The 24,638-nt window shown below is 35.0% G+C and carries 20 protein-coding genes and 1 tRNA gene; 6 read left to right on the top strand and 15 right to left on the bottom strand.

The annotated features are described in order from the left end of the window. Positions 1-32: 32 nt before the first annotated feature. Positions 33-860, top strand: coding sequence for a cytochrome c oxidase subunit 3 (locus tag OOK97_RS02520; protein WP_006279354.1), 828 nt, complete (start codon positions 33-35; stop codon positions 858-860). Then, on the top strand, positions 861-1,349 hold the full coding sequence (ruvC, locus tag OOK97_RS02515) for a crossover junction endodeoxyribonuclease RuvC (protein WP_038199503.1): 489 nt from the start codon (positions 861-863) through the stop codon (positions 1,347-1,349). Between the two features lie 44 nt (positions 1,350-1,393). On the opposite strand, the gene ruvX is transcribed toward ruvC, so the two are convergent. Together ruvX and OOK97_RS02505 are read right to left on the bottom strand one after the other, a co-directional pair. Further along, the gene (gene ruvX, locus OOK97_RS02510) at positions 1,394-1,861 is read right to left on the bottom strand and encodes a Holliday junction resolvase RuvX (RefSeq protein ID WP_264339254.1); all 468 of its coding nucleotides are present in this window, start codon (positions 1,859-1,861) and stop codon (positions 1,394-1,396) included. 356 nt (positions 1,862-2,217) lie between these two features. Next, positions 2,218-3,174: an IS5 family transposase gene (locus OOK97_RS02505; protein ID WP_253303449.1), complete on the bottom strand. Its 957-nt coding sequence runs from the start codon at positions 3,172-3,174 to the stop codon at positions 2,218-2,220. A gap of 762 nt (positions 3,175-3,936) precedes the next feature. Between OOK97_RS02505 and gatB the strand changes: the two genes are divergently transcribed. Both gatB and OOK97_RS02495 read left to right on the top strand, forming a co-directional pair. After that, entirely contained in the window at positions 3,937-5,358 is a 1,422-nt protein-coding gene (gene gatB / locus OOK97_RS02500) for an Asp-tRNA(Asn)/Glu-tRNA(Gln) amidotransferase subunit GatB (RefSeq protein WP_264705552.1), read from the top strand. A 52-nt stretch (positions 5,359-5,410) separates the two neighbouring features. Further along, entirely contained in the window at positions 5,411-8,521 is a 3,111-nt protein-coding gene (locus tag OOK97_RS02495; RefSeq protein WP_264705551.1) for an ankyrin repeat domain-containing protein, read from the top strand. A gap of 91 nt (positions 8,522-8,612) precedes the next feature. Here the strand turns inward: OOK97_RS02495 and OOK97_RS07265 are convergent, their stop codons facing one another. Then, the gene (locus OOK97_RS07265; RefSeq protein ID WP_319803570.1) at positions 8,613-9,032 is read right to left on the bottom strand and encodes a YqaA family protein; all 420 of its coding nucleotides are present in this window, start codon (positions 9,030-9,032) and stop codon (positions 8,613-8,615) included. Positions 9,033-9,125: 93 nt separating this feature from the next. Between OOK97_RS07265 and OOK97_RS02490 the strand changes: the two genes are divergently transcribed. Next, positions 9,126-10,538, top strand: coding sequence for an IS4-like element ISWosp2 family transposase (locus OOK97_RS02490; protein WP_076612417.1), 1,413 nt, complete (start codon positions 9,126-9,128; stop codon positions 10,536-10,538). Between the two features lie 9 nt (positions 10,539-10,547). On the opposite strand, the gene cysS is transcribed toward OOK97_RS02490, so the two are convergent. The 5 genes from cysS to OOK97_RS02465 form a co-directional block, all read right to left on the bottom strand. After that, entirely contained in the window at positions 10,548-11,921 is a 1,374-nt protein-coding gene (gene cysS, locus OOK97_RS02485) for a cysteine--tRNA ligase (protein WP_264705550.1), read from the bottom strand. After that, positions 11,914-12,570: an exopolysaccharide biosynthesis protein gene (locus tag OOK97_RS02480; protein ID WP_038249253.1), complete on the bottom strand. Its 657-nt coding sequence runs from the start codon at positions 12,568-12,570 to the stop codon at positions 11,914-11,916. The genes cysS and OOK97_RS02480 overlap by 8 nt, the downstream gene beginning before the upstream one ends. A 90-nt stretch (positions 12,571-12,660) precedes the next feature. Further along, positions 12,661-13,317 (bottom strand): exopolysaccharide biosynthesis protein, encoded by a 657-nt coding sequence (locus tag OOK97_RS02475; protein WP_264705549.1) that lies wholly within the window; start codon positions 13,315-13,317, stop codon positions 12,661-12,663. Between the two features lie 166 nt (positions 13,318-13,483). Then, positions 13,484-13,651, bottom strand: a complete 168-nt coding sequence (gene tatA, locus OOK97_RS02470) for a twin-arginine translocase TatA (protein WP_006013840.1) — start codon at positions 13,649-13,651, stop codon at positions 13,484-13,486. Between the two features lie 128 nt (positions 13,652-13,779). Then, on the bottom strand, positions 13,780-14,553 hold the full coding sequence (locus OOK97_RS02465; protein ID WP_006280146.1) for an ABC transporter ATP-binding protein: 774 nt from the start codon (positions 14,551-14,553) through the stop codon (positions 13,780-13,782). 148 nt (positions 14,554-14,701) lie between these two features. Between OOK97_RS02465 and OOK97_RS02460 the strand changes: the two genes are divergently transcribed. Then, positions 14,702-14,778, top strand: a tRNA-Arg gene (locus OOK97_RS02460). A gap of 101 nt (positions 14,779-14,879) precedes the next feature. Here the strand turns inward: OOK97_RS02460 and uvrC are convergent. The 7 genes from uvrC to nuoG form a co-directional block, all read right to left on the bottom strand. Next, positions 14,880-16,697 carry an excinuclease ABC subunit UvrC gene (gene uvrC / locus OOK97_RS02455; RefSeq protein WP_264705548.1) on the bottom strand — a complete coding sequence of 606 codons (1,818 nt, stop codon included), beginning with the start codon at positions 16,695-16,697 and terminating at the stop codon, positions 14,880-14,882. Continuing rightward, the gene (gene glyS, locus OOK97_RS02450; protein ID WP_319803569.1) at positions 16,681-18,798 is read right to left on the bottom strand and encodes a glycine--tRNA ligase subunit beta; all 2,118 of its coding nucleotides are present in this window, start codon (positions 18,796-18,798) and stop codon (positions 16,681-16,683) included. Before glyS ends, uvrC begins: the two co-directional genes overlap by 17 nt. 3 nt (positions 18,799-18,801) lie before the next feature. Next, positions 18,802-19,641: a glycine--tRNA ligase subunit alpha gene (locus tag OOK97_RS02445; protein WP_264705546.1), complete on the bottom strand. Its 840-nt coding sequence runs from the start codon at positions 19,639-19,641 to the stop codon at positions 18,802-18,804. Positions 19,642-19,685: 44 nt separating this feature from the next. Further along, a complete protein-coding gene (locus tag OOK97_RS02440) occupies positions 19,686-20,444 on the bottom strand; it encodes a phosphatidylglycerophosphatase (protein ID WP_182364786.1) in 759 nt (252 codons plus the stop codon). Positions 20,445-20,590: 146 nt separating this feature from the next. Beyond that, a complete protein-coding gene (gene hemB, locus OOK97_RS02435) occupies positions 20,591-21,586 on the bottom strand; it encodes a porphobilinogen synthase (protein WP_264705545.1) in 996 nt (331 codons plus the stop codon). Beyond that, on the bottom strand, positions 21,579-22,604 hold the full coding sequence (gene nuoH, locus OOK97_RS02430) for an NADH-quinone oxidoreductase subunit NuoH (RefSeq protein ID WP_264705544.1): 1,026 nt from the start codon (positions 22,602-22,604) through the stop codon (positions 21,579-21,581). Before nuoH ends, hemB begins: the two co-directional genes overlap by 8 nt. Further along, entirely contained in the window at positions 22,588-24,636 is a 2,049-nt protein-coding gene (gene nuoG, locus OOK97_RS02425; RefSeq protein ID WP_264705543.1) for an NADH-quinone oxidoreductase subunit NuoG, read from the bottom strand. Before nuoG ends, nuoH begins: the two co-directional genes overlap by 17 nt. Positions 24,637-24,638: the final 2 nt, after the last annotated feature.

Raw genomic sequence — 24,638 nt, 5'->3', positions numbered from 1 at the left:
TTGTATCCTTAATAAGTATTTTTTAAAATGCTATGAAAAGTAAAGAACATGATTTTCATTTAGTGGATCCAAGCCCTTGGCCAATTGCTGTATCAGCAGCAATTCTTATTCTTGCACTTGGATTAGTTGGCGCGCTTCATAAACAAATTGTCGGAATGTTTTGTTTAGTTTTGGGAATCTCCGCAGTATCAGGGGTGCTGTTTTATTGGTGGAGAGATGTAATAAGGGAAGCCATTTATGACAAATGTCACACTGCCATTGTAAAACATGGACTCAAATTTGCAATGTACTTGTTTATTCTCTCGGAGGTCGTATTTTTTATAGTGTTCTTTTGTTCATTCTTTAAAGCCTGGCTTGATCCAGTTTTTTTATTTGAGGCGTTTTCTCCTGCAAAAAAAGTTGAATGGCCCCCTGAGGGAATTTTGCCACCTGATCCGTGGTCACTACCATTCATGAATACATTAATATTATTGCTTTCTGGTACAACAATTACTTGGGCAAATCACTCTTTACTTAAAAATGATAAAAAGAGCATGATTAAAATGCTGTCCATAACTATATTGCTTGGAGTTTTTTTTATAATAGTGCAAGCAATAGAGTATCATGAAGCGAGTTTTTCTCTACAAGAAACAGGAGAAAAGCTTATTTATACATCCAATTTTTATATGATTACCGGTTTTCACTGCGCACACGTTATAATAGGAATAATATTTTTATCAGTGTGTTTATTTAGAGCACGGAAAGGCCAATTTACACTTCAGGACCATTTGTGCTTTGAGTTTGCCTCCTGGTATTGGCACTTTGTAGATGTAGTCTGGATATTTTTATTTTTGTTTGTCTATTGGTTAAGCGTTTATTAAGTGGTTAAAATAATAGGTCTAGATCCAGGAATAAGCAAGACTGGGTGGGCCATTATCAGCCTGAACGAAAAAAATAATATTGAATTTTTGGGCGGCGGTACCATATCAACTGATGGTAAATTGGGTACAGGTGAACGCCTACATATAATTTTTGAACAATTAAAGAAAGTAATTTCCCTATACTCTCCGAATGAAGCTGCGGTGGAGAAAATTTTTGTTAATAAAAATCCTAAATCTTCACTAACTTTAGGATATGCAAGAGGGGTTGTAATTTTAGCGTTAAAAATAACAAAGCTAACTATGAATGAATATGATGCAAACTATGTAAAAAAAAGCATTACCGGAAATGGCCATGCTGATAAGGATCAGATTATATTTATGGTGAAGCAAATAGTTAAAAATTTGAGTATAAAATGCCACCATGCTGCTGACGCTCTTGCTGTAGCAATTTGTCATGCTTATACGAAAGGTTCTTGTTTTGTTGAGTAACTTTTATATGGGATTCAGTTTGAAGATTTCCAGATCTGGAAAAACTATTTGATTGTATTTATCTTGTCTAACGTTCGTTGCAAAATAATACATGCGGAGATTTTATCATCTATTTTTTTCGATTTTGTGATTGATATTCCAGTAATTTTTAGTGTATGAGTTGCGATAGATGTTGAGAAGCTTTCGTCTTGTAAGTATATATTTACTTTATATTTTTTTATTATTTTATTTGCGAATTGGATTATAGTTTTACACCATTTAGTTTCTTGCTCGTCCATTTTTAATGGTAGTCCTATTACCATTGATCCAGATTCATTTTCTTTGAATATTCTATGCAGATAACCTAAATCTTTGCTCATATTTCTTCTGTGATATATGCTATGAGCTGTGGCTATGAGCTGTGTTTTATCGCTAAATGCTATGCCTATTTGCTTTTCTCCCATGTCAAGGCACATTATGCGCTTATCTTTTGGAATAGACTTTAGAAACTCATCTGGATTTCTATGTAGCATCTATTAGACTTCCTTTAAAGTGACCTTACCAAAAAAGTGGAGAGAAAGTTAAGAAAATTTTTTACAAAAAGAATAATGAATCAAATTGCTCAGGAATGCAATAGACTTCTTGCATAACCCAAACTAAGTAGAAAAAAGGTATCATCTAAGTAGCTGACACTGGTTTCCATCCAAAAGGGCAGTGCCCCTATGATGTCATTCCAGTGCCCAGACACTGGAATCCAGGAAAAAGAATGGTGTCATCCAAGTAGCTGACACTGGGATCCAGAAGACTTAATTTCAACCAAATAATAAAGGCTGGATCCCAGTGGGCTTTGTTGCATCGCTCTTCGGATAGTAGGTAACGTACAATAAATTCATGAAGCTATCTCAAACTTAGCCATGCCTATTTCAGTAAATTTGTTAAGCAAATAACACTTGAGTAGCAGTTCCTTCTCACGATTAATCTCAGATTTGCTCCTAAAACTAAACCCAAATATTCGCTTCAACCTTGAGAAAAATCCTTCAATATACGATCTTTTTCCGTAATTTACTTCTTCTTTCCATCTTTTTATACCATTCTCACCATGTAATTTCATTAACTGAATAGCGGCATTTCTATCAAGCATATAATCCAATTTTGGATGCTCTGCTGCGTTGTTTTTCGGAGGAATTTTCGTTTTTATACCATATTGATTACACAGCTTATAGAGCTTTTCTCTGTCATATGCCCTATCTGCATATAGTACTTTTATGACATACTGAAAATCGACTTCTTTTAGCAAATCACAAGCTCCATAGTGATCAGAGTAGACACCGTTACTGTATTTTACAGCTATGGCTTTTTTGCTGTTTGTATTCAACATTACATGCAATTTTCTTGTCTGTTCATAGCTGCGATACTTTCTATCTTCGCTATTTTCTTTGCTATGACCAGGAGTGTTGTTGTATATACTAATTCCTGTACTGTCTATAGTAATTTCGATATCTTCCATATTATTTTTATCAATTCTGCAATCATTGATCTTAATATTGAGTTTCTTAAACCTTCTTGATGATTGTGAATAGCTGATAACTTGCAAATTTTTCCCAATTTGCTCAAGGTATCCTGCTATAAACCCAACTGTTTGCCTCAGGCCTATTCTAAATAAACAAGTTATTATGTGCACCAAAATTACAACTTTATCGCTATAAATATTGTTGCCACCTGGTATTTTTGGACCATTCTCGTACCACTTTTCTATGGCTTCGTTGATATAATGAAAAATATTTCCTCTTTTTTCTAGAAATTTGTTATATTCGCTATGGTTACTGACCCTCATTTTTTGTGGCATATTTTTTCTTTCAAGGTTAAATGGCTATTTTATAATGAATTTTGTCAGTAGCCACCAGATTTTTTCAGTTGCTATGCAACAAAGCCATCCCAGTGCTTGGCACTGGAATGACAGCAATCCTACGTCATACCGCGATTCATTCGCGGTATCTCGGCCGCTAACAAGTAGCGGGATGACGGTTATCGTTTAGCTACAAACATTAAGAAATTTACCAAACGAAAAAAAAGGCAAAAGAAGCCCCGTGGTTGGCTAATTACTTACATTATACTTTCAAGTATGGCGTTTTTTTATTCTAAACACTTAATAACCGCGATTCAGTTGCTTTTAAACCGCAACTAATCTAAATTATAAACGTTAAGAAATTTACTAAACAGAAAAAAAGGCAAAAGAAACCCTAGGGTAGCTAGTTATTCACTATCCATTTTTTAAGTTGGCGTTTTTTTATGTTTTAAACGCTTTATAAGCGCGTTTCAGCTTATGTAGGTAGAAGTTTTATAAAGACATAAGGTGCACATAGTGCAAAAAATTAAACATGAGACGCCAGATACGTGAGTTTTTTTGTCATTTAATCTGTACAGAGAAGATAAATAAATAGCTTCAATTTTATGATAAGAGGGCTGGCGAAGCTTGTCAAGTAATCTTTTGCATTTAACCCGTTTCTATGGGTAAAACAATCTGCATACCACTTAGCTAACATGAGTTTTGTTTTGACTTTTTGTGCTAATTTTGCAGAATATTAAGATTATCGTTTAAATAAAATACATGACGAAAGAGGATTGGGAAGCAGTAATTGGGCTTGAGGTGCACGCTCAAGTTTCTTCTAATACGAAGCTATTTTCTAGCTCATCAACGGAGTTTGGTGCTGAGCATAACACTCAAGTTTCTCTAGTTGATGCGGCAATGCCAGGTACGCTGCCAATACTAAATTATTACTGCATAGAGCAAGCAATACGCACCGGTCTTGCACTTTCTGCAGAAATTAATAAGTATTCTTACTTTGATCGGAAAAATTATTTTTATCCTGATTTACCGCAAGGGTACCAGATAACCCAGTTTTTTGAGCCAATAGTTAAAAATGGTAGAGTATTTATCAACGATAATGAAAAAGAAATAAGAATCGCGAGAATTCATTTAGAGCAAGATGCAGGAAAGAGCGTTCATGAGGAAAGCAAAACTTATGTGGATTTAAATCGTGCAGGGGTTGCTTTAATGGAAATTGTTTCAGAACCAGATCTCCGTTCATCTGCGGAAGCTGCAGAATGCATGAAAAAATTGAGGCAGATTTTGCGTTACATTGGTTCGTGTGATGGTGATATGGAAAAGGGATCACTTCGTTGTGATGCAAATGTTTCTGTCCGCCTAAAAGGCAGTAGCGCACTTGGCACTCGTTGTGAGATAAAAAATCTGAACTCGATACGTTATATTGTGCAAGCTATAGACTATGAAATACAAAGACAAATTGAAATTTTAGAAAGTGGAGAAGAAATAAGTCAAGATACCTTATTATTTGATGTTGCTTTGGGAAAAACAAAAGTGATGAGAAGCAAAGAGGATGCAAGCGACTATAGATACTTCCCTGAGCCTGATTTATTACCTGTTGAGGTAAGCCAGGATAAAATCGATTCTATTAAATCATCTTTACCCGAGTTGCCAGATCAAAAAAAGCTGCGATACATTGAGGAATTGGGTATCAACGAATACGATGCAAACGTCATTACTTCCGATAAGGCAATTGCTGATTATTTTGAGGAATTGATAAAAAAACATGATTCAAAGCTCGCGGTTACCTGGTTAACCGTAGAGCTTTTTGGTCGTTTAAATAAAGCAGGTATTGATATTGTGAGCTCCCCAATCAAAGCAAATGCTTTGTCCGAACTCTTAGATTTTATCGTTGATGGAACAATCTCTGCTAAACTTGGCAAGCAGGTATTCGATAGTATGTTTGAAACTGGCAAACCTGCATCTTTAATTATAGAAGAGCAAGACCTAAAACAAATAACCGATAGAGGTCAAATATCAGGAGTTATCGACACAATCGTCAATAACAACCAAGATAAAGTTCAAGAATACAAAAGCGGTAAAACAAAGTTATACGGATTCTTTGTCGGCGAAGTTATGAAATTTACCAAAGGAAAAGCCAGCCCTGATGTGGTGAATTCAATTTTGAGTGAGAGATTAGAGTGAGGTGCCTGTAAGATTATCCTGCTCGGCGGTTAAGCGCACCTTTCATGGTATTATGTATCAAGCGAGATGGCTAATGCTGTTTCCTAAACATGCAGTAGATAGAGAGTATTCTTTCCGCCTATTCACAGAGAAAAAATCAGCTAAGGATTTTGATGATATTGTTCTTCGGTATGAACAAGATGGGAAAATAGTACATAGATTCATACAAGTCAAGCACAGGCAGAGTAGGCACAAAAAGATCAGCATAGGTGACTTATTAACACCGGGAAAGAATGGTGCGTTTGGCTTAATAAAATATCTCATTGCTTATTTAAAGATCAAAAGTAGTGGAGAGTTTGAGGGTGAAATAGAGGATTTTGTCATTATTACAAATGATGATTTTGATTCCGCGGATTCGACATCGCATCCAGTAAGAAAGCTGAGAATGATGCCGAGTGGGAAGAATAAAGGAAAGGAAATTTCAGTCATAAGAATAGACACACAAGATGAGTTTCTGGATGTAGGTGATGGTGTAAGATATAAATTTGATAATAGTATTATCTCATACTTGCAGGAAAATAAGGATTTTGTAAAGCGTGAGGTAGGTAGAGAAGTCAGCGATAAAGAAATAGAAGACTTTTTAAATAAATTAGTATTTGCAGTCAATTTGCCAAGCGGAACTGAACTTAGTGAAATTATTAAGAGTGAATTGGGCAAGGAATTCAGCAATACTGATGCAAGTCACTTCTACAGCCGTTACCAGGAAGAAGTGCTGATTTTGCTGGAAAAAGAAGAAGAGGAGTTTCTATCATATGAACAGGCGAAAGCCCTAATTGAAAAAATAAGAGAGGAAATTTTAGGAGCGGTTTGGTTTGATGTCAGAGGTCCAGTCAGACTATTTACAGGAAGAGATGAGGAATTGGGAATGCTACATGATTCGCTACGACGCAATCCCAAAGGTGCTGTAATTTCATACATAACGTCTATTAGTGGTCCTGGGGGGATGGGAAAAAGCCAGTTGGCTAGAAAATATGCTTGTAAATATAGAAGATATTATGACGGCAATGTTATATGGATAGACGCTGAAAACTTTGAAACTATGAAAGATTCTTTCTTGAGATTAGCTAGAGATAATAGACTAGGTATTTCTCCCAAAGATAAGTACAGAAACGACAAAACGATAGAAACTATTGTTAGAGAAGTATTTGCTTTCTTTGCAAGAAGGAGGAGCCTGTTCATTTTCGATAACGTTCAAGAGTACAAAAAGATAAGTAAATTTTTGCCATTTTCTTTATCTCCTGATCTTAACAAGCCTCATATTTTGATTACCTCGCATGATCAGGAACTGGAAAAGGGAATAGACGTTATAAAGCTAGGAGAATTGGAACAAAGAGACGCTATAGAGTTTGTTAAAAAAGGATTTAATATACTAAAAAAAGATAAATCGCAAGATCGGGAGATAGAAAATTTGGTAAGAAGGTTGCAATGCTTTCCTTTAGCTATACAACAAGCAATATCATATATCGAAGATCAGAGAATAATAGAGAAGTTTAAAATTAGTGATTACCTAAAAGAGTATGAAAAGAAAGCTAAGAAGTTGCTTAAGTCTAAAATATTTCAAGGAATTGATAATAACTATACTAAAACAACTTTTACAGCTTGGGAAGTTACGATGGATAAAGTAAGAAGTGATGAACAATATGGACCATTAGCTTCAGAGATTTTAGATGTTTTGGCTTATTTTGCACCTGATAAAATCGCTAGAGAAATATTCTTAAATTCGGTAAGTGATTATAAGAAAAAGCAGTTAAAGCTAGCCATCCGTTTACTTGTGAGATATTCCATGGTGGGCGGTGAACAAAACCAAAGTGTATTAAATGTCCATAGGTTAGTACAAGAAGTAACAAGATTAAAATTGCAAGAGAAAGGCAGAAGAGAAAAAGTTCTTAGAAAGGCTCTAGAATTGGTAAATAGTGGTAATTTAGTACAAGATAGTATGAGTCATGTTACATCTGTTTGGGGATATGCAAGTAAACACAGTGGGTTAATTGATGATTTTTATTTTGACTCGGTTTATACCTACCAGGAAATTTCTTATACGGAGATAAGTACCCCTTTGCATTTACTTGCTGAGAATGGTAACTATAAAGCAATTAAGGCTCTATTAACACATATAGAAAAAGAACATTCAAGTAGTTTTAATAACGTTATTAATGCTAGGAAAAATTATGGTAAGACAGCACTACACGTTGCTGCTAAAAATGGGAAATTGTATGTAGTAAAATACCTAATTAGTAAAGGTATTGATATTAACTCCAGAGATGAAGCTGACTGGACTCCTTTGATGTCAGCTGTTTATGGTGGAGAATTGAATACAGTAAGGTACCTAATTGATATAGGTGCTGACATTAATGCCAAGAGCAGACTTTGCAGTACTTCATTGCACTTTGCTGCTGATAGTGGAGAATTGGACATAGTAAAGTGCCTGGTCTTTAAAGGTGCTAACGTTAACGCTAAGAACATAGATTGTAGAACTCCATTGCACTTTGCTGCTGATAATGGAAACTTGAGTGTAATAAAATATCTTATAAGGAAAGGAGCTGATATTAACGCTGAAGATGAATATGCTAACATCCCTCTATACTTTGCTATTCGGAATAGAAAATTGGAAATAGTAAAATATCTAGTTGATAAAACTGATATTAATAATAAATATAATGATACTCTATTGCATTTGGCTGTTTGTAGTGGAGAACTGGATGTAGCAAAGTATCTCGTGAGTAGAGGGGTTGACATTAATGCTAAGAGCAAGTTCCTTCCATTACATCTATCTAGTTTACGTGGGCTGGATATAGTAGGATATTTTTTTAAGAAGGCTGCTAGTGCTGAGGGTGGATATTATGAAACTCCACTACACTATGCTGTTTTTCATGGAAACTTAGAAATAACAGAATATCTTATTGAAAAGGGTGCAGATGTTAATGCCAGAAATAGAAATAGTAATACTCCACTACACCTTGCTATTATGAAGGGAAAGATTGATGTAGTTAAGGTATTATTAAAACACAACGCAGACGTTAACGCCAAAAATAATGAAGGAAAGACAGCATTACATTATGCCACTGATTTCAATCATAGGGACCTTGTGGAATTGCTTTTAGCTCATGGTGCATCCATCCTGTGATTACTGAAATTTTGCATTTAATTTATAGCTCCGCTTCTGTCAGGGCATAGGATGACAGAAGTGGGCTTTAATAGCTGCAGTACTATAGCTGTTATACTCCAAAAGTAAGTATTAGATATAACAAACAGAGGAAATTAGATAGAATGATTAAAGGGGCAAGGATATAAAGGTTTAACTTGAAATAACCTGATAAAATTTGAATCACACTTCCAAGTGCTGGCACCCATGAAAGTAATGTAACTGCACAAATCAGTAGATTTCTTACGATTTTTGGTGTTTTATGCTCGTTCTCTAGTTTGTGGTATGATTTTCGTATAGAGATTGTTATTCTACCTAAATACCAGTTAACTATTCCACCAAGGCTTGATCCTAGTACTCCAAAAAATAACATCAGTAGTGGAGTGTAATACGACCTGAAACAAAGCATCGTATTGAACACAAAACCTTGATATATGGGTAAGACTAATGATGATACTAGACTATCTGTGAATAACAGAAAGTAATTTTCCATATGAATTTACCAGCTTACTATTACCCACAAATATAAATGGACATAAAAATAAAGTATTACAACATTAAAGTTTGCAAACATTGAGGGTAAAAAATGGCAAACAGGAATAATGAATGGGCTGAAAATGAATTTGGAGATGCTGTACTTGGAGATAAAAGGTTAACTGACCGATTAGTAAATATTGCTGATAGTTTTACAAGTTTACCTGAAAGCTCAATCAATCAGGCGTGTGGAAGTTGGTCAGAAGCAAAAGCAGCATATCGTTTTTTTCAAAATGAGAACGTGAAAGAAGGCGATATTCTAGCTTCACACGTTGCTAAAACAGTTGAAAGAACAAAAGCCCATAAAAAAATTTTTGTGATCCAAGATACAAGTTATATTTCATACACAGACCATGAAAAAACAAGTGGATTGGGAGTTATTACAAGAAAACATAGTCAAGGTATTATAATGCATACAGCTCTAGCTGTTAGTATAGAAGGTTTGGTACTAGGGATACTAGATCAAAAAATTTATTCAAGACCTGAAGAATCTGAAAACATAAAAAAAAAGAACAATGACAGTATCCGCATTGAAGATAAAGAGAGTATAAAATGGTTAGAAACTTTAAGCAACACAAACAACATTATTGATTCAACTCAAACTGAGACTATAACTATATGCGATAGAGAAGCAGATATATATGAGTTTTTTGAGCTTGCACATAATCTTAATTCGGCAGTGTTAGTTAGAGCTTCCAAAGATAGGGCAGTAAATAGAAAATCTCGATATCCTGAAAAAGGTGAGCAGAAGTTATGGGAATTTATTAAATCCTCTCATTGTGCAGGTACGGTAAAAGTTGAAGTTCCTGCAAAAGATAATAAGCCAAAAAGAACAGCACATTTGGAAGTTAGATTCGGAAAGTTTATTATGCATCCATCTAAGAATAGTATTAGGCATAAGACAGAAGAATTACTTAAATTACCACACTATGCAGTTTACGTTGTTGAAAAAGACTTTCCTTCTGAAACAAGTCCGCTAGAGTGGATGCTTTTAACAAATCTTCCAGTCAATACCTTTGATGAAGCTGTTGAAAAAGTTAGGTGGTATTGTCTTAGATGGAAAATAGAAATATTACATAAAATTTTAAAATCTGGTCTCAAAGTTGAAGAATGTAGGCTTGGAACAGCAGAAAGGTTGATGCGATATTTAACAGTAATGAGTATTATTGCTTGGAGAATTTTCTTTATTACAACAATTGCAAGAATTGATCCAACATTACCGTGTACTACCTTATTAGCCGAAGAAGAATGGAAAGTTCTATATGTAAAAATACATAGAAAACCATGTTCAAATGCAACTCCTACTATAAAAGAAGCTGTTTCATGGATTGCTCAACTTGGAGGACATTTGGCTAGAAAAAATGATCTAGAACCAGGCCCCATTACTATTTGGAAAGGATGGAGACGTCTCTTTGATCTAGCAGAAGGATGGCGACTTGCTCACGAACTTTATATTTGTGGGTAATAGTAAGATTTACCAGGTTGTTGTACCATCTTCATTGTCAGAAATTGTAATCCCCATTTGTTTCAACTGATTTCTTATTTTGTCTGCAGTATCGTAATTTTTATTTTTTTTTGCAATTTTTCTTAAGTCTATCAACCTTTCTATTTCTTGATGATTTACATCCACAGCAAACCACTTTTCATAACTTGACTCAAGAAGACCAATAAATCTGGCACTTTTAACAAAACTCTCAGTTAATTTAAGCTTTTCACTTTCATTACTCATTTTGTTAATTTTTGCAGCCATTTCATGTAATATAGCTAGAGCTTCAGGGATGTTTAAGTCGTTTTTTAAAGCGTCTATAAAATCTTTAGAAATCTCTGCGTTACTTTCATCAATATTCGTTATATCTAAACCACGTAATAACCGATAAAATTTGTTTAAGGTTTCCTGTGCATCAGAAATAACGTTTTCTGTCCAATCAAGTGGTTTTCTGTAGTGAGTTTTGAGCAGTGCATAGCGTATTACTTCACCCTTTATTCCACTATCTAGCAAATCTCTTACTTTGACTATATTAAATAAGGACTTGCTCATTTTTTCTTCATTTACTGTAAGAAAGCCGTTATGTATCCAGTATTTTGCAAACATTGATCCAGCAAATGCAGACTTACTCTGTGCAATTTCATTTTCATGGTGAGGAAATTGTAAATCTATGCCGCCACCATGAATATCAAAATCTTTGCCAAGATAAGCATATGACATTGCTGAGCATTCTATATGCCATCCAGGCCTGCCCTCTCCCCATGGGCTATCCCAATAACTTGAAAGTTTGTAGTCAATATCACTTGCAGGCTTCCACAGTACAAAATCTCCAGGGTGCTTTTTATTTTCATTAACTTCAACTCTGCTACCTGGAACCAATTCATCAGTTTTTTTTCCTGATAAAGCACCATACTCAGAGTAAGATTCTACGCTAAAATATACATGCTTATTGGATTCATAGGCATGACCAGATAGCAGCAAATGTTCAATTAATTTGATGATACAATCTATATTTTCTGTTGCTTTTGGTTCGTATGTTGGTTCTGCACAGTTTAGGCTTTTCATGTCTTCATGAAAAGCCCTAGTGTAGTATGTGCTGATGCTTTCTATACTACTATTTTTCTCACTTGCCACGTTGATTATCTTGTCATCAATATCAGTTATGTTGCGCACATAAGTAACTTTGCCATAACAAAACTTGAGCAGTTGAAATAATACGTCGTAAACAACAACAGAACGTGCATTGCCTATGTGTGCCGTATTATATACTGTTGGTCCACAAACATACATCTTTACATGATCTTTGTCGATCGGTGTCAAGAGCTCTTTTTTTTTTGTTAAAGTGTTGTAAAGCCTAACCATATACGAAGCTTTTGAGAAAAGAAAATGCCCCAATGATAAGTTGTGGCCCTTTGACTACTACAACAAGAGTAAGCAATAGTCCACACAATGATATTAAAATTCCCAATATAGATAGAAACCCATCTTTACTCATAATACCAAGTGAAATAAGAGTCGTACCAATTGCAGGAATGAAGTTAGTAAGAGGTAGTGGAAGAGCTATTGATAACGCACAAAGCAGCATTATAAAAGCTAAAATTTTTTCACCGGGCCCATAGAAAATAAAAGACATTCTTGGTCTCATGAACTTTTCTATTTTTTTTAATGCTGGAGAAGTTTTTTCCACCACAAGAGCTAGTGTTGAACGCTGAAAAGATCTTCTTTCTAGCCAACTTGGCATCCAAGGAGAATCAAATCCAAATAAAAGCTGCAATGAGAATAAGATTAAAGGTATAGAAAGAATAGTTGTATAACCAGGTGGAACCGGTATAGGCACCGATAGCGGCAAGGAGAAGATGATTATTAAAATACCAAAACCACGCTCATGCAAAGCTGTTTTAATGTCAAACAAAGTTACTTTATCGCTATCATTGTTATTGGTATCTGCAACTTCTTTTAGAATATCAGAAGCTAATTTATCACTTTTAGTCAACTTATCATTTTTTGACACGAAAAACCTTTGATAAAAATAATTCTTAACACAATTATTGTTTTATTTCAATATGCATTATTCATTTTGCGCTAGTAATTCGTTCTTTTGTTAAAGTGTTGTAAAGCTTTTAAGAAGAGAAAGTGCTCCGGTTATAAGTTGTGGTCCTTTGACTATTACAACAAGAGTAAGCAACAACGCACACAATGACACTAAAACTCCCAATATGGATAGAAACCCGTCTTTACTCATAATGCTAAGTGAAATAAGAGTTGTGCCAATTGCAGGAAGGAAGTGAGTAAAAGGTAATGGAAGAGCTATTATTATTGCACAAAGCAACATCATAAAAGCCAGAATCTTCTCACCAGGCCCATAGAAAATGAAAGACAGTCTTGGCTTCATGAATTTTTCTATTTTTTCTAATACAGGGGAAGTTTTCTCTACCACAAGAGCTAGTGTTGAACGCTGAAAAGATCTTCTTTCTAGCCAACTGGGCATCCAAGGAGAATCAAATCCAAATAAAAGCTGCAATGAGAATAAGATTAAAGGTATAGAAAGAATAGTTGTATAACCAGGTGGAACCGGTATAGGCACCGATAGCGGCAAGGAGAAGATGATTATTAAAATACCAAAACCACGCTCATGCAAAGCTGTTTTAATGTCAAACAAAGTTACTTTATCGCTATCATTGTTATTGGTATCTGCAACTTCTTTTAGAATATCAGAAGCTAATTTTTTATCTTTAGTTAGTTTCTCACTTTTTTGCACAATTATCCTTTAATAAAATATTCCTCTTAAGCTAACATAGTTGTTGCTGTATTTCAATATTTGTTATTTATTTCATACCAACACTTCATCTCTTTCATTCTTTAACCTGACTAAGTTTTTAAACAGATGACATGCACTAAGGTGCATGTCACGAAGTATGAGGACGCTAACGATCTGGTTCGTTAGACGATAATTTTTCTGAGTCCTTAAGCTCCTGTTTAAGGTTTTTGATGCCTTTTCCTAAATCACCCATAACTTGCGGTAATCTGCCTGCACCAAACAGAACTAAAATTATTATTAAGACTAGAAACAATTGCCATGGTCCTAAACTCATTTTCACCTCCATTTAAAATATTGACCTTTAAATATTAAAACTTGACTGAAGTCAAGTAACACATAGATTATATCACCTTTATTTAATTATAAATCAAGGTTTTTTAATTATTTTATAACAATCCCAAACTAGATTATTTTCTTGCAGCGAATAAGTGGAAACTTTTCGCTTAACTGTAGAGTAGAAGAGAGCTCACTAAAAAACTTTGCTAGCGTATCGTCTTTAGGCTTATGGTATATATCGCTAGAAACTCCTGATTGAATAATTTTACCATTTTTCATTACGTAGATAAAATCTGCAACTTTCAATGCTTCTTGCGGGTCATGAGTTACCATTAGCACAGGGATATTTTTACTTCTAAAAAGGGACAATATATGTTGTCTGATTCGGCACTTGAGCAGTATATCCAAATTAGAAAATGGTTCATCTAACAACACAACATCAGGGTTTTGTGCCATCACTCTTGCTATTGCAACTAATTGTTGTTGTCCTCCAGATAAGGCGTTAGGGTACATATTTTCATATTTTTCTATATTGAGTAACTTCAAGATTTCCAATGCAATTAGGTGCTTTTCTCTCTTGGAAGAGCTGCGGATAGCAAAGGTTATATTTTCTACTACTGTTTTGTGAGGAAATAATGCAGAATGCTGAAAAATCAATCCGATATTTCTATGCTCTATAGCGACTGATGCCTTATTGCTCGCAACTAACCTATCATTTATAAAAATAGTTCCAGATTTTGGATTTTCTATCCCCGCAATTAATTTCAAAATTGTTGACTTGCCACAGCCAGAATGCCCCAATAAACATGCAACATTTCCTTTCTTTACTTTAATGTTTATATTGCTTAAAGCAAAGTCGTTTTGATTGTTATAGAAATAACCAATATTGTTAACTAGCATTAATCTTACTTAAACCATGTTATTAAATATAATAGCATTATACTCAAGAAGTACAGAAATGTTTTTTGTCGTCATAAATTGGTTATGCAAGAAATCTAGAAAAGAGAAGGATTTTTTGCTATAACTTTACATAAATGGTAGGAAACACGGGACTATAGCTCAGCAGGATAGAGCGTTGGACTCCTAATCCGAAGGTCGTGCGTTCGAATCGCACTAGTCCCACCACATTGCTTCACAAATTTTATGGAGATTTTTTTTCACAAATACGCACACCTTTTTTTGCGGTTTTAAGATATAAATTCCCTAATAATAAAACGGGTTTTGTGTCATTCCAGTACTCCTCTCTTATAATTCACGTATTTAAGAATGACTTCTGCTAAACCTTTACTAATTCCAGGTACGTTTTGAATTTCAGCCAGAGAAGCTTTGCTTATATTTTTCACTGAACCAAAATAAGACATCAACGCTTTTTTTCTTTTGTTGCCAATGCCGGGTATTTTGCTTAATTGTGAAACTATAAACTGTTTATCGCGTTTTTTTCTATGTGAAGTTATCGCAAAACGGTGGGCTTCATTACGCAGCGATTGTAAGTAAAGCATGACTTTGCTGTCATTTGCCAGACTGAATTCTTCCCTGCCCAGCATATAAAATCTTTCATTTCCTGCGTTACGATCAGGACCTTTTGCCATACAAGCAAAAGGAACGTTTATATTCAATACTTCCAGTACATTCTGTACTATGGAAACATGTCCTGGTCCACCATCAATCAGTAAAAAATCAGGTATTATGCCTTTTATATTGCCGGAGAAACGTCTGGTTAGCACTTCCCTCATCATTTTATAGTCATCGCCTGAAAATTTTTCCTTTATAGTAAATTTTCTGTACTCACTCTTTAAAAAACCCTCCTGCCCTGCAACAACCATTACACCAATTTGTTGATTTCCAAATATATGGCTATTGTCATAAACTTCAATACGCTTTGGAATATTTGGTAACAAGAAGATTTTGCTAAGCTCCTCAAGCTTTTCTAGGTTATTTCTATAATCGATAAGCTTCTGCTCTAAGCTATGCTGAGAGTTATCATAAACAAATTTCAATAAATCACGCTCTTTTTTATTCTTTGCATGCAGAACTTTTACTGGCTTTTGAGCAACCTTATATAGTGCTTGTTCTATAATTTCCTTATCCACAATAGAATCTGGAACGTAAATTTGTATTGGAGGTATGTTAGCTGAATTATAAAAATTGACCAAAAAGGTGGATAAAATTTCATCATTTGAGTGATCACCACAGTTCTCGGCAAAGTAAGGAGTGCTGCCGTAGTTGTCTTTATTTCTGAACGATAACACACTAATACATGCTAGATCCTCTTCACGTACAATACTGAAGAAATCTGCATCTTTTTCAAAAGAAAAATCCGTGTGCTGTATTTGAATTTGCTCAAGAAACTTTACCCGATCTCTATATATAGCAGCAAGCTCATAGTTTTCTTCACTGCTGCACTTTCTCATTGTGAAAAGTAACTGTTCTTTCACTTCCTTATTTCTTCCAAGCAATGTATTTCGTGCCTGTTTTACTGATTGGCAGTAGTTGTCTTTTGTGATTTTGTTTATGCATGGTGCTGAGCAGCGCTTAATTTGATATTCAATACATGGTCTTTTTGTTGAGGAAAAGTATTGATCTGAACATACTCTTAGGAGAAAAGCTTTTTGCAATGACAATATAGTTTGCTTAACAGCAGCGGCAGATGTAAAGGGACCATAATAATGAAACTCATTTTTCTTAAATTTGCCTCTATATTTTGCTATTCTTGGATAATCGTGCTTGGAAATTGTTATATAAGGATAAAATTTTCCATCCTTGAGCACAATATTATAAAGTGGTTTCAATGATTTTATTAGCTGTGCTTCAAGAAGCAGTGCTTCGATTTCATTCTCAGTGATGAATATTTCAACCTTAATAACCTGTAAGAGCATAACTCTAATTCGTTCAGAAAGGTTTTCGAATTGAAGGTAGTCGGATAACCTTGACTTTAAGTTTTTTGCTTTTCCAACATATAAAACTTTATTCTTATCTCCAACCATCTTATACACGCCACAGGATTGTGGAGATGATTTGATTTGTTCTTTATATTGCCTGAGCATTTATCCATTGTTTAACCTGTATGAGGTTAAAATCTGCTACTAAATGAAAGATGGAAACTACATTTTCAAGCAAAGATAATCTGTTTCTTCTCAGCTTATCAGAATCACAGTTAATCTTTATACTGTCCATAAACTGATTGATAAACGGAGCAAAACCAGCAAGTTCATCAAGTGCTACATTAAAGTGGTTATTTTTTATCGCTTGTTTTATGTTTTTACAAGCAGTTATAGCACAATTTGATAGCGCAATTTCTTCACTTTCAATCAAAAACCTCTTACCGTAAGATGCACTATAAGTAGTGCCATCACTTTTCCTTGCTTTGCTCATCATGTTACTGACTCTTTTGTAAGTGCTTAGAATTTGTTCACCTTCTGGAGTACTAAGATAACGATCCAATATAACAGTTTGCTTTTCTGCTGTCAGCAGATCATTAATATCGATTTTATATAGTATTGAATCTACAACATCTTGCCTTATATCTCTATTTTTTAAAATAACCTTGAATCTTTCTAAGCAAAATCTAAATACTAGTTCTGAAATTTGTTTTCTATTCGGCTTATCAACTGACGCTGTATTTTTATTAAATAGAAGCCTTGAATATAAAGATACTGACTTGTCTATCATTAGCCTAATTGGAACATGCAAATTATTTTCAAGTATTGTCCTAATTATACCAATTGTCATTCTCCGCAAACCAAATTGATCATACGAACCAGAGATTTTCTCACCTGCTGCAATTAAACCAACTAAGCTATCCACTTTGTCTGCAATTGACACAGCAATTGCAGAAGGAGATTTAGGACACTCCTGCTCTGGCCCGATTGGCTTATAATGCTCAGTTATAGCTTCCACTATTTCTCTATCTTCTTGAAAATAAGAAGCATAATATCCACCCATTACTCCTTGTAATTCTGGAAACTCTCTTACTATCGATGTTGCCAAATCAGCTTTTGCCAAATATGCAGCACGTTCAACTTTTATCAGCGAAGCATGTGGAATAAATATAGCTATATACTTTGACAAAGCCGTAATACGCTTCACCTTTTCCCCCACGCTGCCAAGTGAAGCATGAAATAATATTGAACCTAATCTTTTGACATAATAATCTAGATTTTCCTTTTTATCTTGAGATATTAAAAATTGGGCATCAGCAAGACGTGCTTCTAATATTCTTTCGTGTCCTTTAACAACTTCACCATTGTTGACGTTGACAACAGTGACAAAGTGTGAAATTCTCTTTCCATTACTTAAAGCAAGGTATTTTTGTTGTGTATTAACTATACTAAGTATTACTTCCTTCGGTAATCCAAATGACTTTTCTTGATTCACTTCACCAAACAGTACGATTGGCCACTCTATAAGCCCTGTCAATTCATTTAGTAAATAATCATTTTTCTCAAGTTGTAAATTCTGCTCTTTTGTGAATTTATTAATCTGATCTAGTATAAATTGCTTTCTTTTGTCCATTTGGAGAATTACACTGTTTTTTTCTAGCAATTCAAAATAGTCTTTAGGTGTTTTAACAGTAAGCGCCGTACCACTTGAGAGAAATCGATGGCCATATGTTGTGTTAGATGCTGTAATCCCTGCAAAAGATACAGGTATTATTTCATCATTTAAAATGCATAAAATGTTTTTAATTGGCCTAACCCACCTTTCTTTTCCTTTGCCCCATCTCATGCTCTTCAACCAAGAAAAGTTTTTGAGCATTTCCTCCAGTTGATTTTTAAGAAACTCTTGAATGTTAAATGAGCAGCTTTCTCTTTTAATGAAGTAAAAATCCTCATTATTTACTTTTCGAACGAGCAAATCTTCTTCATTTTTCTGATATTTTCTTAAAAAACCTTCGATAGCACTTTTTGGTGCGTTAATGTTTGGTCCCTTAACTTCGTTATTGGAATCCTTTAGCTCCAAAGCATTTATGTTGTCGACAAATAGGGTAATGCGACGTGCCGTTATAAAAACCTCCATTGATGTAAATTTTACATTATTTTTGTTAAAAACATTGGCAATACAGCTCTTAACTTGAACTGTAGCTGAATTCTGCATTCTCGGTGGTATTTCTTCTGAAAGGCACTCAAATAACAACTGCAACGACATACGCTATTTACTCATGTACAATTCACAACATTTTTTTGTCAGCTCTCTAACTCTACCAATATAAGCTGTACGTTCATTCACACCAAGCACACCTCTTGCATCAAGCAGATTAAGTAGGTGACTAGTTTTAATACATTGGTCATAAGCTGCCATTGGTAGCTCCTTTTCAATAAGGAACTTGCACAATTTTTCCGTATCTTCGAATTGCTGCTGTACCACTTTAGTATCATAATAATCTAATGCTAGATAAGAAAATTCATATTCTCTTTGTTTAAAAATATTTCCGTAAGTTACACCGTTATCGTTCCAAATTATATCGTAAACATTATCTACACCTTGTATGCACATTGCTAAACGTTCCAACCCATATGCCACCTCACCAGGAATCATCTTGCAGTCAATCCCTCCAACTTGCTGTATATAAGTAAGCTGTGTTACTTCCATTCCATTGCATGTAACTTCCCATCCAAGTCCTGATGCTCCAACGCTCGGATTTTCCCAATCATCTTCAACAAACTTAATATCATATTTTTCTGTAGATATGCCAAGAACTTTTAAGCTATCTAAATAGACGTCTTGTAAATTATTACCAGATGGCTTTATTATAACTTGATATTGGTGATGTTGATACAAACGATTAGGATTATCACTATAGCGCCCATCTGCTGGCCTAATTACTGGTTGTAGATATGCAATTTTTGCCGGTTTTGTATCAATTGCAGACATAATTGTTGCAGGATGTAATGTGCCAGCACCAACTTCAGATGTGTATGAGTGAAGTATAACACATCCTTCACTAGCCCAAAAATCTTGTAACTCTTTTATTATACTTTGTAAGTTCACACAAATTGCACACTTTTTATACTAAATATATAAATAAATAAGTACTATTCAATACCTATTTTTTTAACAGTATCATGTAAATAATCACCTAAAACTGCTGAACTTTCCCTCACATACTGAATTATGCTTTTATTTAGGACAATTGCATCATGCATAGTTAAATCGCAGAATATAAATGCTGTTAAATACAGTAAAATCACCGCATAAAATGTGTGAAAAATCCCCTCAAATGTAATTGACATTGCATTATTATAGCTGAGCTGTATTGAACTTATTGGCCATGGTTTTATCACTTCTACGACATTAAAAAATACGTAAGGTATCATAAGAAAAAAGAAAAAGTGCATAAAATCATTAAACCAAAATGGGCATTGAAACATCTGCTTACATATATTCCCATAGAGTTTACTTACAGCATAATAAATTGACATTATTGCTGGCATTGAAAGTGCTACAGTCAGTACTTGCCCTGACGCTATTTGTATTACTATTTCTTCACCACTGTTTGCTGAAGGGTCTTGAGCATGAAAAATAAATATTCCAATTAATTGCATTACTAACATAACTATTGCCAATTTTGTAAAAACAGCAGCTACAACTATTCCTGAGTCTGGCATTTTATATAGTAAGTATTCGCCTCCATATGTAAGAATTAATATAACATCGACAATAAATAATATTAAAAAAGAAGACCAATAGTTCTGCCAACTTGGTAAATATCCTATTCCTAAAAGAGAGCTTACTGTTTTAGCAGGAAAAACCTTGCCTAGCATCTTCCCCAAAAATTTAAAAAAAATCCCCATGTTCTAAGTAACACTTGGTTTATATTATTTATAATACTGTATTGTAATAGACTTATCAATAGCTTAAAACATGTATTGGAAGATTTTAGGTAATATGCAGCAACAGTAGAAGAACGTGCGCCAAAAATTTAATAATTTTATAGGGCTTATGCACTTAAATTTTTTGCAATATCAAGTGCAGCGTAAGTGAATATTGCACTTGCACCCGCACGTTTGAAACCAATCAAAGATTCATAAATCACCTTGTCATAATCTAGCCAGCCATTATTTGCAGCAGCTTTTATCATTGCGTACTCACCGCTTACTTGGTAAGCAAAAATCGGAAAATTAAACTTATCACTTGCTGTTTTGATAATATCCAAATATAGCATACCCGGTTTAACCATAATAAAATCTGCACCTTCATTTATATCCATTTCAATTTCGCACATTGCTTCGCGCGCATTTTTATAATCCATTTGATAACCACTTTTGTCTATAGAATGTGATAGCCCACATGAACCAACGACTTGCCTGAATGGAGCATAGAAGCTAGAGCAGTATTTCACTGCATAAGATAATATTAATACGTCTTGAAAGTTGTTATCATCTAATGATTTTCTGATTCTTCCTATTCTACCATCCATCATATCAGAAGGAGCAACTATATCACATCCTGCTTTCGCTAAAGCAAACGCTTGCTTACACAGCACTGATATAGTTTCATCGTTTTCTACATCCATCTGATTATCTTTTAAAATGCCGTCATGGCCGTGAATAGTGTATGGATCCAATGCAACGTCTGCAATAATACCAATTTCAGGTACCTTTAATTTTACAGCACAAATTGCTCTGCAGATTAAGTTGTCAGAATTATATGCTTCCTCAGCGTTTTCAGATTTTAGTTTACTATCAACTACAGGAAAAATTGCAACAGCATTAATCCCTAAATCTTTAGCTTCCTTAACTATAGACACTAATCCATCTATTGAATAACACTTTACGCCTGGTAAGCCAGAAATTGGTTCAGTTGTTTCTTCTCTGTCATGAACAAACAGAGGAAGAACCAGATCATTTACTGATAAACTATTTTCACTTGTTAAATTGCGAACCCATTTGCTCGAGCGCCTGCGTCTTAATCTTGTATTTGGGAAATTAAACATTGGATCCAGGCAAATTCCCAGTAAAGAGCAACACCCCTGAAATGAGTATCACCCAAAACACTGATATTGGTAAAAATACTTTCCAACCAAGGCGCATTAGCTGATCATATCGATAACGAGGTATTGTTGCTCTAATCCAAATAAATACGAATAAAAGTATAATTATCTTCAAAACGAACCAAATTAAACCTGGAATTTTATAAAGCAAACCAAGTTCTAACGGAGGATACCATCCCCCCAGAAAGAATATTGTCATCATAGCACTTGCTAAAATCATATTTGCATATTCTCCAAGAAAAAAGAGGGCAAAAGGCATGGATGAATATTCAACGTTATATCCAGAGACAAGCTCTGCTTCAGCTTCTGGTAAATCAAATGGGTGACGATTAGTTTCTGCAAGCAAAGAAATAAAAAATATTATTCCTATAGGCATTAGTAGTAAATCAACCCAAAATGGCATATTGTGTTTCGCTACCACCATCTCTCCAAGATTTAATGTTCCAGTGGTAATAACGACTGTAGCAACTATTAAGCCTATTGAAACTTCATACGAAATCATCTGAGCAGCCGACCGTATAGCGCCAAGAAATGCATAATTAGAATTGCTTGACCAGCCTGCAATAATCACGCCGTATACTCCCAGCGACGATATAGCTAGCACATAAAGCACTCCAACATTAATATTTGCTATAACCTTAGGAATAACTACTTGCTGGCCATTTTCTACAATTACTTCAGCACCAAACGGTATAACTGCCCAGGCAATTAATGCCAAGATAAAGGTAAGCATTGGAGCCATAATGAACAGTATGGTGCTCGCTCTAAATGGTATTATCGGCTCTTTAATCAGTAGTTTAATAGCATCTGCAAATGGCTGCAATAGCCCAAAAGGTCCAACTACACTTGGGCCGTGCCTCAGTTGAATTGCAGCAAGGACCCTACGCTCAAAGTATGTCAAATATGCAACTGAAAGTAGTAGCGGTACTAAAATAAATAAAATATTAACTAGCGTGTTCATAAAAAGCTTTAGTACAATCTGCCATTATTTTTGAAGCGCGACTTATTGAATCCGTCATATAAAAATTACACTCCTTTAAAGTAAAAGGTGTATTACTTAAATTTATTTTACCATTGCTAATTGGCACCCATGTGTTTTTTATCACTTGATCAGCATTTCTAAACTGTGGACCGATAGTATCTAATTTTTTTCTCACGTCAAATAAACTATCATATGGTAAGGAGAGATCCAAATATTGCGAGAGATTTTTAATAATTAACCAGTCCTCCTTTGCTTCACCTGGAGGAAATACAGCTAAATTTGTTCTTTGCACTCGACCTTCAGTGTTTACATAAGTTGCATATTTTTCTGTATATGCAGCACCAGGCAAGATAACATCTGCCACATGTGCACCCTTATCACCGTGATGACCTTGATAAATTACAAATGTGTTTTCTAACTTTGATGTGTCAATTTCATCTGCACCAAGAAGATAAACCACTTCTATTTCACCACTTTCTGCATGTTCCAATATTTGATTAATATCCCTTTCGCCTTTTTTAGGAACAAACCCAATATCTAGCCCACCAACTCTTGCTGCAGCTTTATGCAGCACATTAAAGCCATTCCAGTCATCTCTGACCATGTTAAATTTTTCTGCAATTTTGCCAGCTAGAATTAGAACTGATTCAGAATCATCTCTTATCAACGCATCTTGACCGATAATCAGCATAGGGTTTTGAGCAGCTACCAGCAGCTCACAGAATTTATGATTTTCATTTGCTATTTCACTCAAAATACCAGGATTATCGCCCAATTTCTCAACATGATATAAATATTCAATGTTAGGACCAACACTTGCAACAGGAAAGTTGCCCTGTAAATATCTCTTTCTCAATCTTATGTTAATGATCGGTGCTTCTATCCTTGGATTTGTATTTATAAGCAGACATAAATCTGCATTTTCTATACCTTCAATAGTGGTATTGAACACATATGACCCACGATTACTTGGTATAAGCTTTGCACCATCCTGCCTGCAGTCTATATTCCCCGAGCCGAGCTTCTGCATCACTTCTTTGAGTAGAAGCATAGACTCACAATCTGCTAAATCACCTGCAATTGCAGCTATTTTATTTGATTTTGTATTCTTTAATTTCTTTGCAGCAATAATTAATGCTTCATTCCAATCAACTGGGGCTAATTTACCATCTTTTTTTACATAAGGTCGATCAAGACGCTGAACTTTTAGTCCATCATAGGCAAAGCGGGTTTTATCTGATATCCATTCTTCATTTACCTCTTCGCTCAGCCTTGGTAATATCCTCATAACCTCCGGGCCACGATAATCAACTCTAATTGCGCTACCCACAGCATCTAGCACATCTATAGTCTCACAATGTGATAGCTCCCATGGACGCGCTGTAAAGGAGTAAGGCTTTGAAGTTAAAGCCCCTACCGGGCAGAGATCTATGATATTTCCAGATAATTCAGAACTAATATGCCTTTTTATGTAAGTGCTAATCTCTACATTTTCTCCCCTTCCGATTCCTCCAAGTTCATTTGTACCTGCAACATCAGACAAAAATCTAACACACCGAGTGCAATGAATGCATCGATTCATCGCAGTCTCAATCAGTGGTCCGAAGTGTTTTTTTGGCACAGCCCTCTTATGCTCATCAAGTCTGCTGGTTCCTTTCCCATAAGCCATCGTGATATCTTGCAAATCGCATTCACCACCTTGATCGCAAATTGGGCAATCAAGCGGGTGGTTAATTAGCAAAAACTCAAGCACACCTTCACGTGCTTTTTTAACCTTAGGGGTATCAGTGTGAATAACCATCCCTTCTGCAACTGGCATTGCACAAGAGGCTACTGGTTTTGGAGGTCCACCCTCCACTTCAACCAAACACATTCTGCAGTTACCAGCAATTGCTAAACGCTCATGATAACAAAAACGTGGAATTTCAACGCCCACAACTTCACAAGCTTGAATTATAGTGAGCCCATGCTCTACTTCACATTCCTTAGAATTAATAGTAACTTTAACCACAA

The sequence above is a fragment of the Wolbachia endosymbiont (group A) of Gymnosoma rotundatum genome, assembly GCF_947250765.1.
Lineage (GTDB): Bacteria > Pseudomonadota > Alphaproteobacteria > Rickettsiales > Anaplasmataceae > Wolbachia > Wolbachia pipientis.
The sequence above is the reverse complement of the archived record's forward strand: the minus strand, read 5'-3'. Positions and strand labels throughout refer to the sequence as shown.

What these genes read in the sequence shown, in the direction of transcription:
- OOK97_RS02440 (WP_182364786.1), bottom strand. Translation starts at nt 20,444, where the DNA reads ATGGGGATTTTTTTTAAATTTTTGGGGAAGATGCTAGGCAAGGTTTTT.
- OOK97_RS02465 (WP_006280146.1), bottom strand. Translation starts at nt 14,553, where the DNA reads ATGCTAGTTAACAATATTGGTTATTTCTATAACAATCAAAACGACTTT.
- OOK97_RS02490 (WP_076612417.1), top strand. Translation starts at nt 9,126, where the DNA reads ATGGCAAACAGGAATAATGAATGGGCTGAAAATGAATTTGGAGATGCT.
- OOK97_RS02495 (WP_264705551.1), top strand. Translation starts at nt 5,411, where the DNA reads ATGTATCAAGCGAGATGGCTAATGCTGTTTCCTAAACATGCAGTAGAT.
- OOK97_RS07265 (WP_319803570.1), bottom strand. Translation starts at nt 9,032, where the DNA reads ATGGAAAATTACTTTCTGTTATTCACAGATAGTCTAGTATCATCATTA.
- cysS (WP_264705550.1), bottom strand. Translation starts at nt 11,921, where the DNA reads ATGGTTAGGCTTTACAACACTTTAACAAAAAAAAAAGAGCTCTTGACA.
- glyS (WP_319803569.1), bottom strand. Translation starts at nt 18,798, where the DNA reads ATGTCGTTGCAGTTGTTATTTGAGTGCCTTTCAGAAGAAATACCACCG.
- gatB (WP_264705552.1), top strand. Translation starts at nt 3,937, where the DNA reads ATGACGAAAGAGGATTGGGAAGCAGTAATTGGGCTTGAGGTGCACGCT.
- tatA (WP_006013840.1), bottom strand. Translation starts at nt 13,651, where the DNA reads ATGAGTTTAGGACCATGGCAATTGTTTCTAGTCTTAATAATAATTTTA.
- ruvX (WP_264339254.1), bottom strand. Translation starts at nt 1,861, where the DNA reads ATGCTACATAGAAATCCAGATGAGTTTCTAAAGTCTATTCCAAAAGAT.
- OOK97_RS02520 (WP_006279354.1), top strand. Translation starts at nt 33, where the DNA reads ATGAAAAGTAAAGAACATGATTTTCATTTAGTGGATCCAAGCCCTTGG.
- hemB (WP_264705545.1), bottom strand. Translation starts at nt 21,586, where the DNA reads ATGTTTAATTTCCCAAATACAAGATTAAGACGCAGGCGCTCGAGCAAA.
- uvrC (WP_264705548.1), bottom strand. Translation starts at nt 16,697, where the DNA reads ATGCTCAGGCAATATAAAGAACAAATCAAATCATCTCCACAATCCTGT.
- nuoH (WP_264705544.1), bottom strand. Translation starts at nt 22,604, where the DNA reads ATGAACACGCTAGTTAATATTTTATTTATTTTAGTACCGCTACTACTT.
- OOK97_RS02505 (WP_253303449.1), bottom strand. Translation starts at nt 3,174, where the DNA reads ATGCCACAAAAAATGAGGGTCAGTAACCATAGCGAATATAACAAATTT.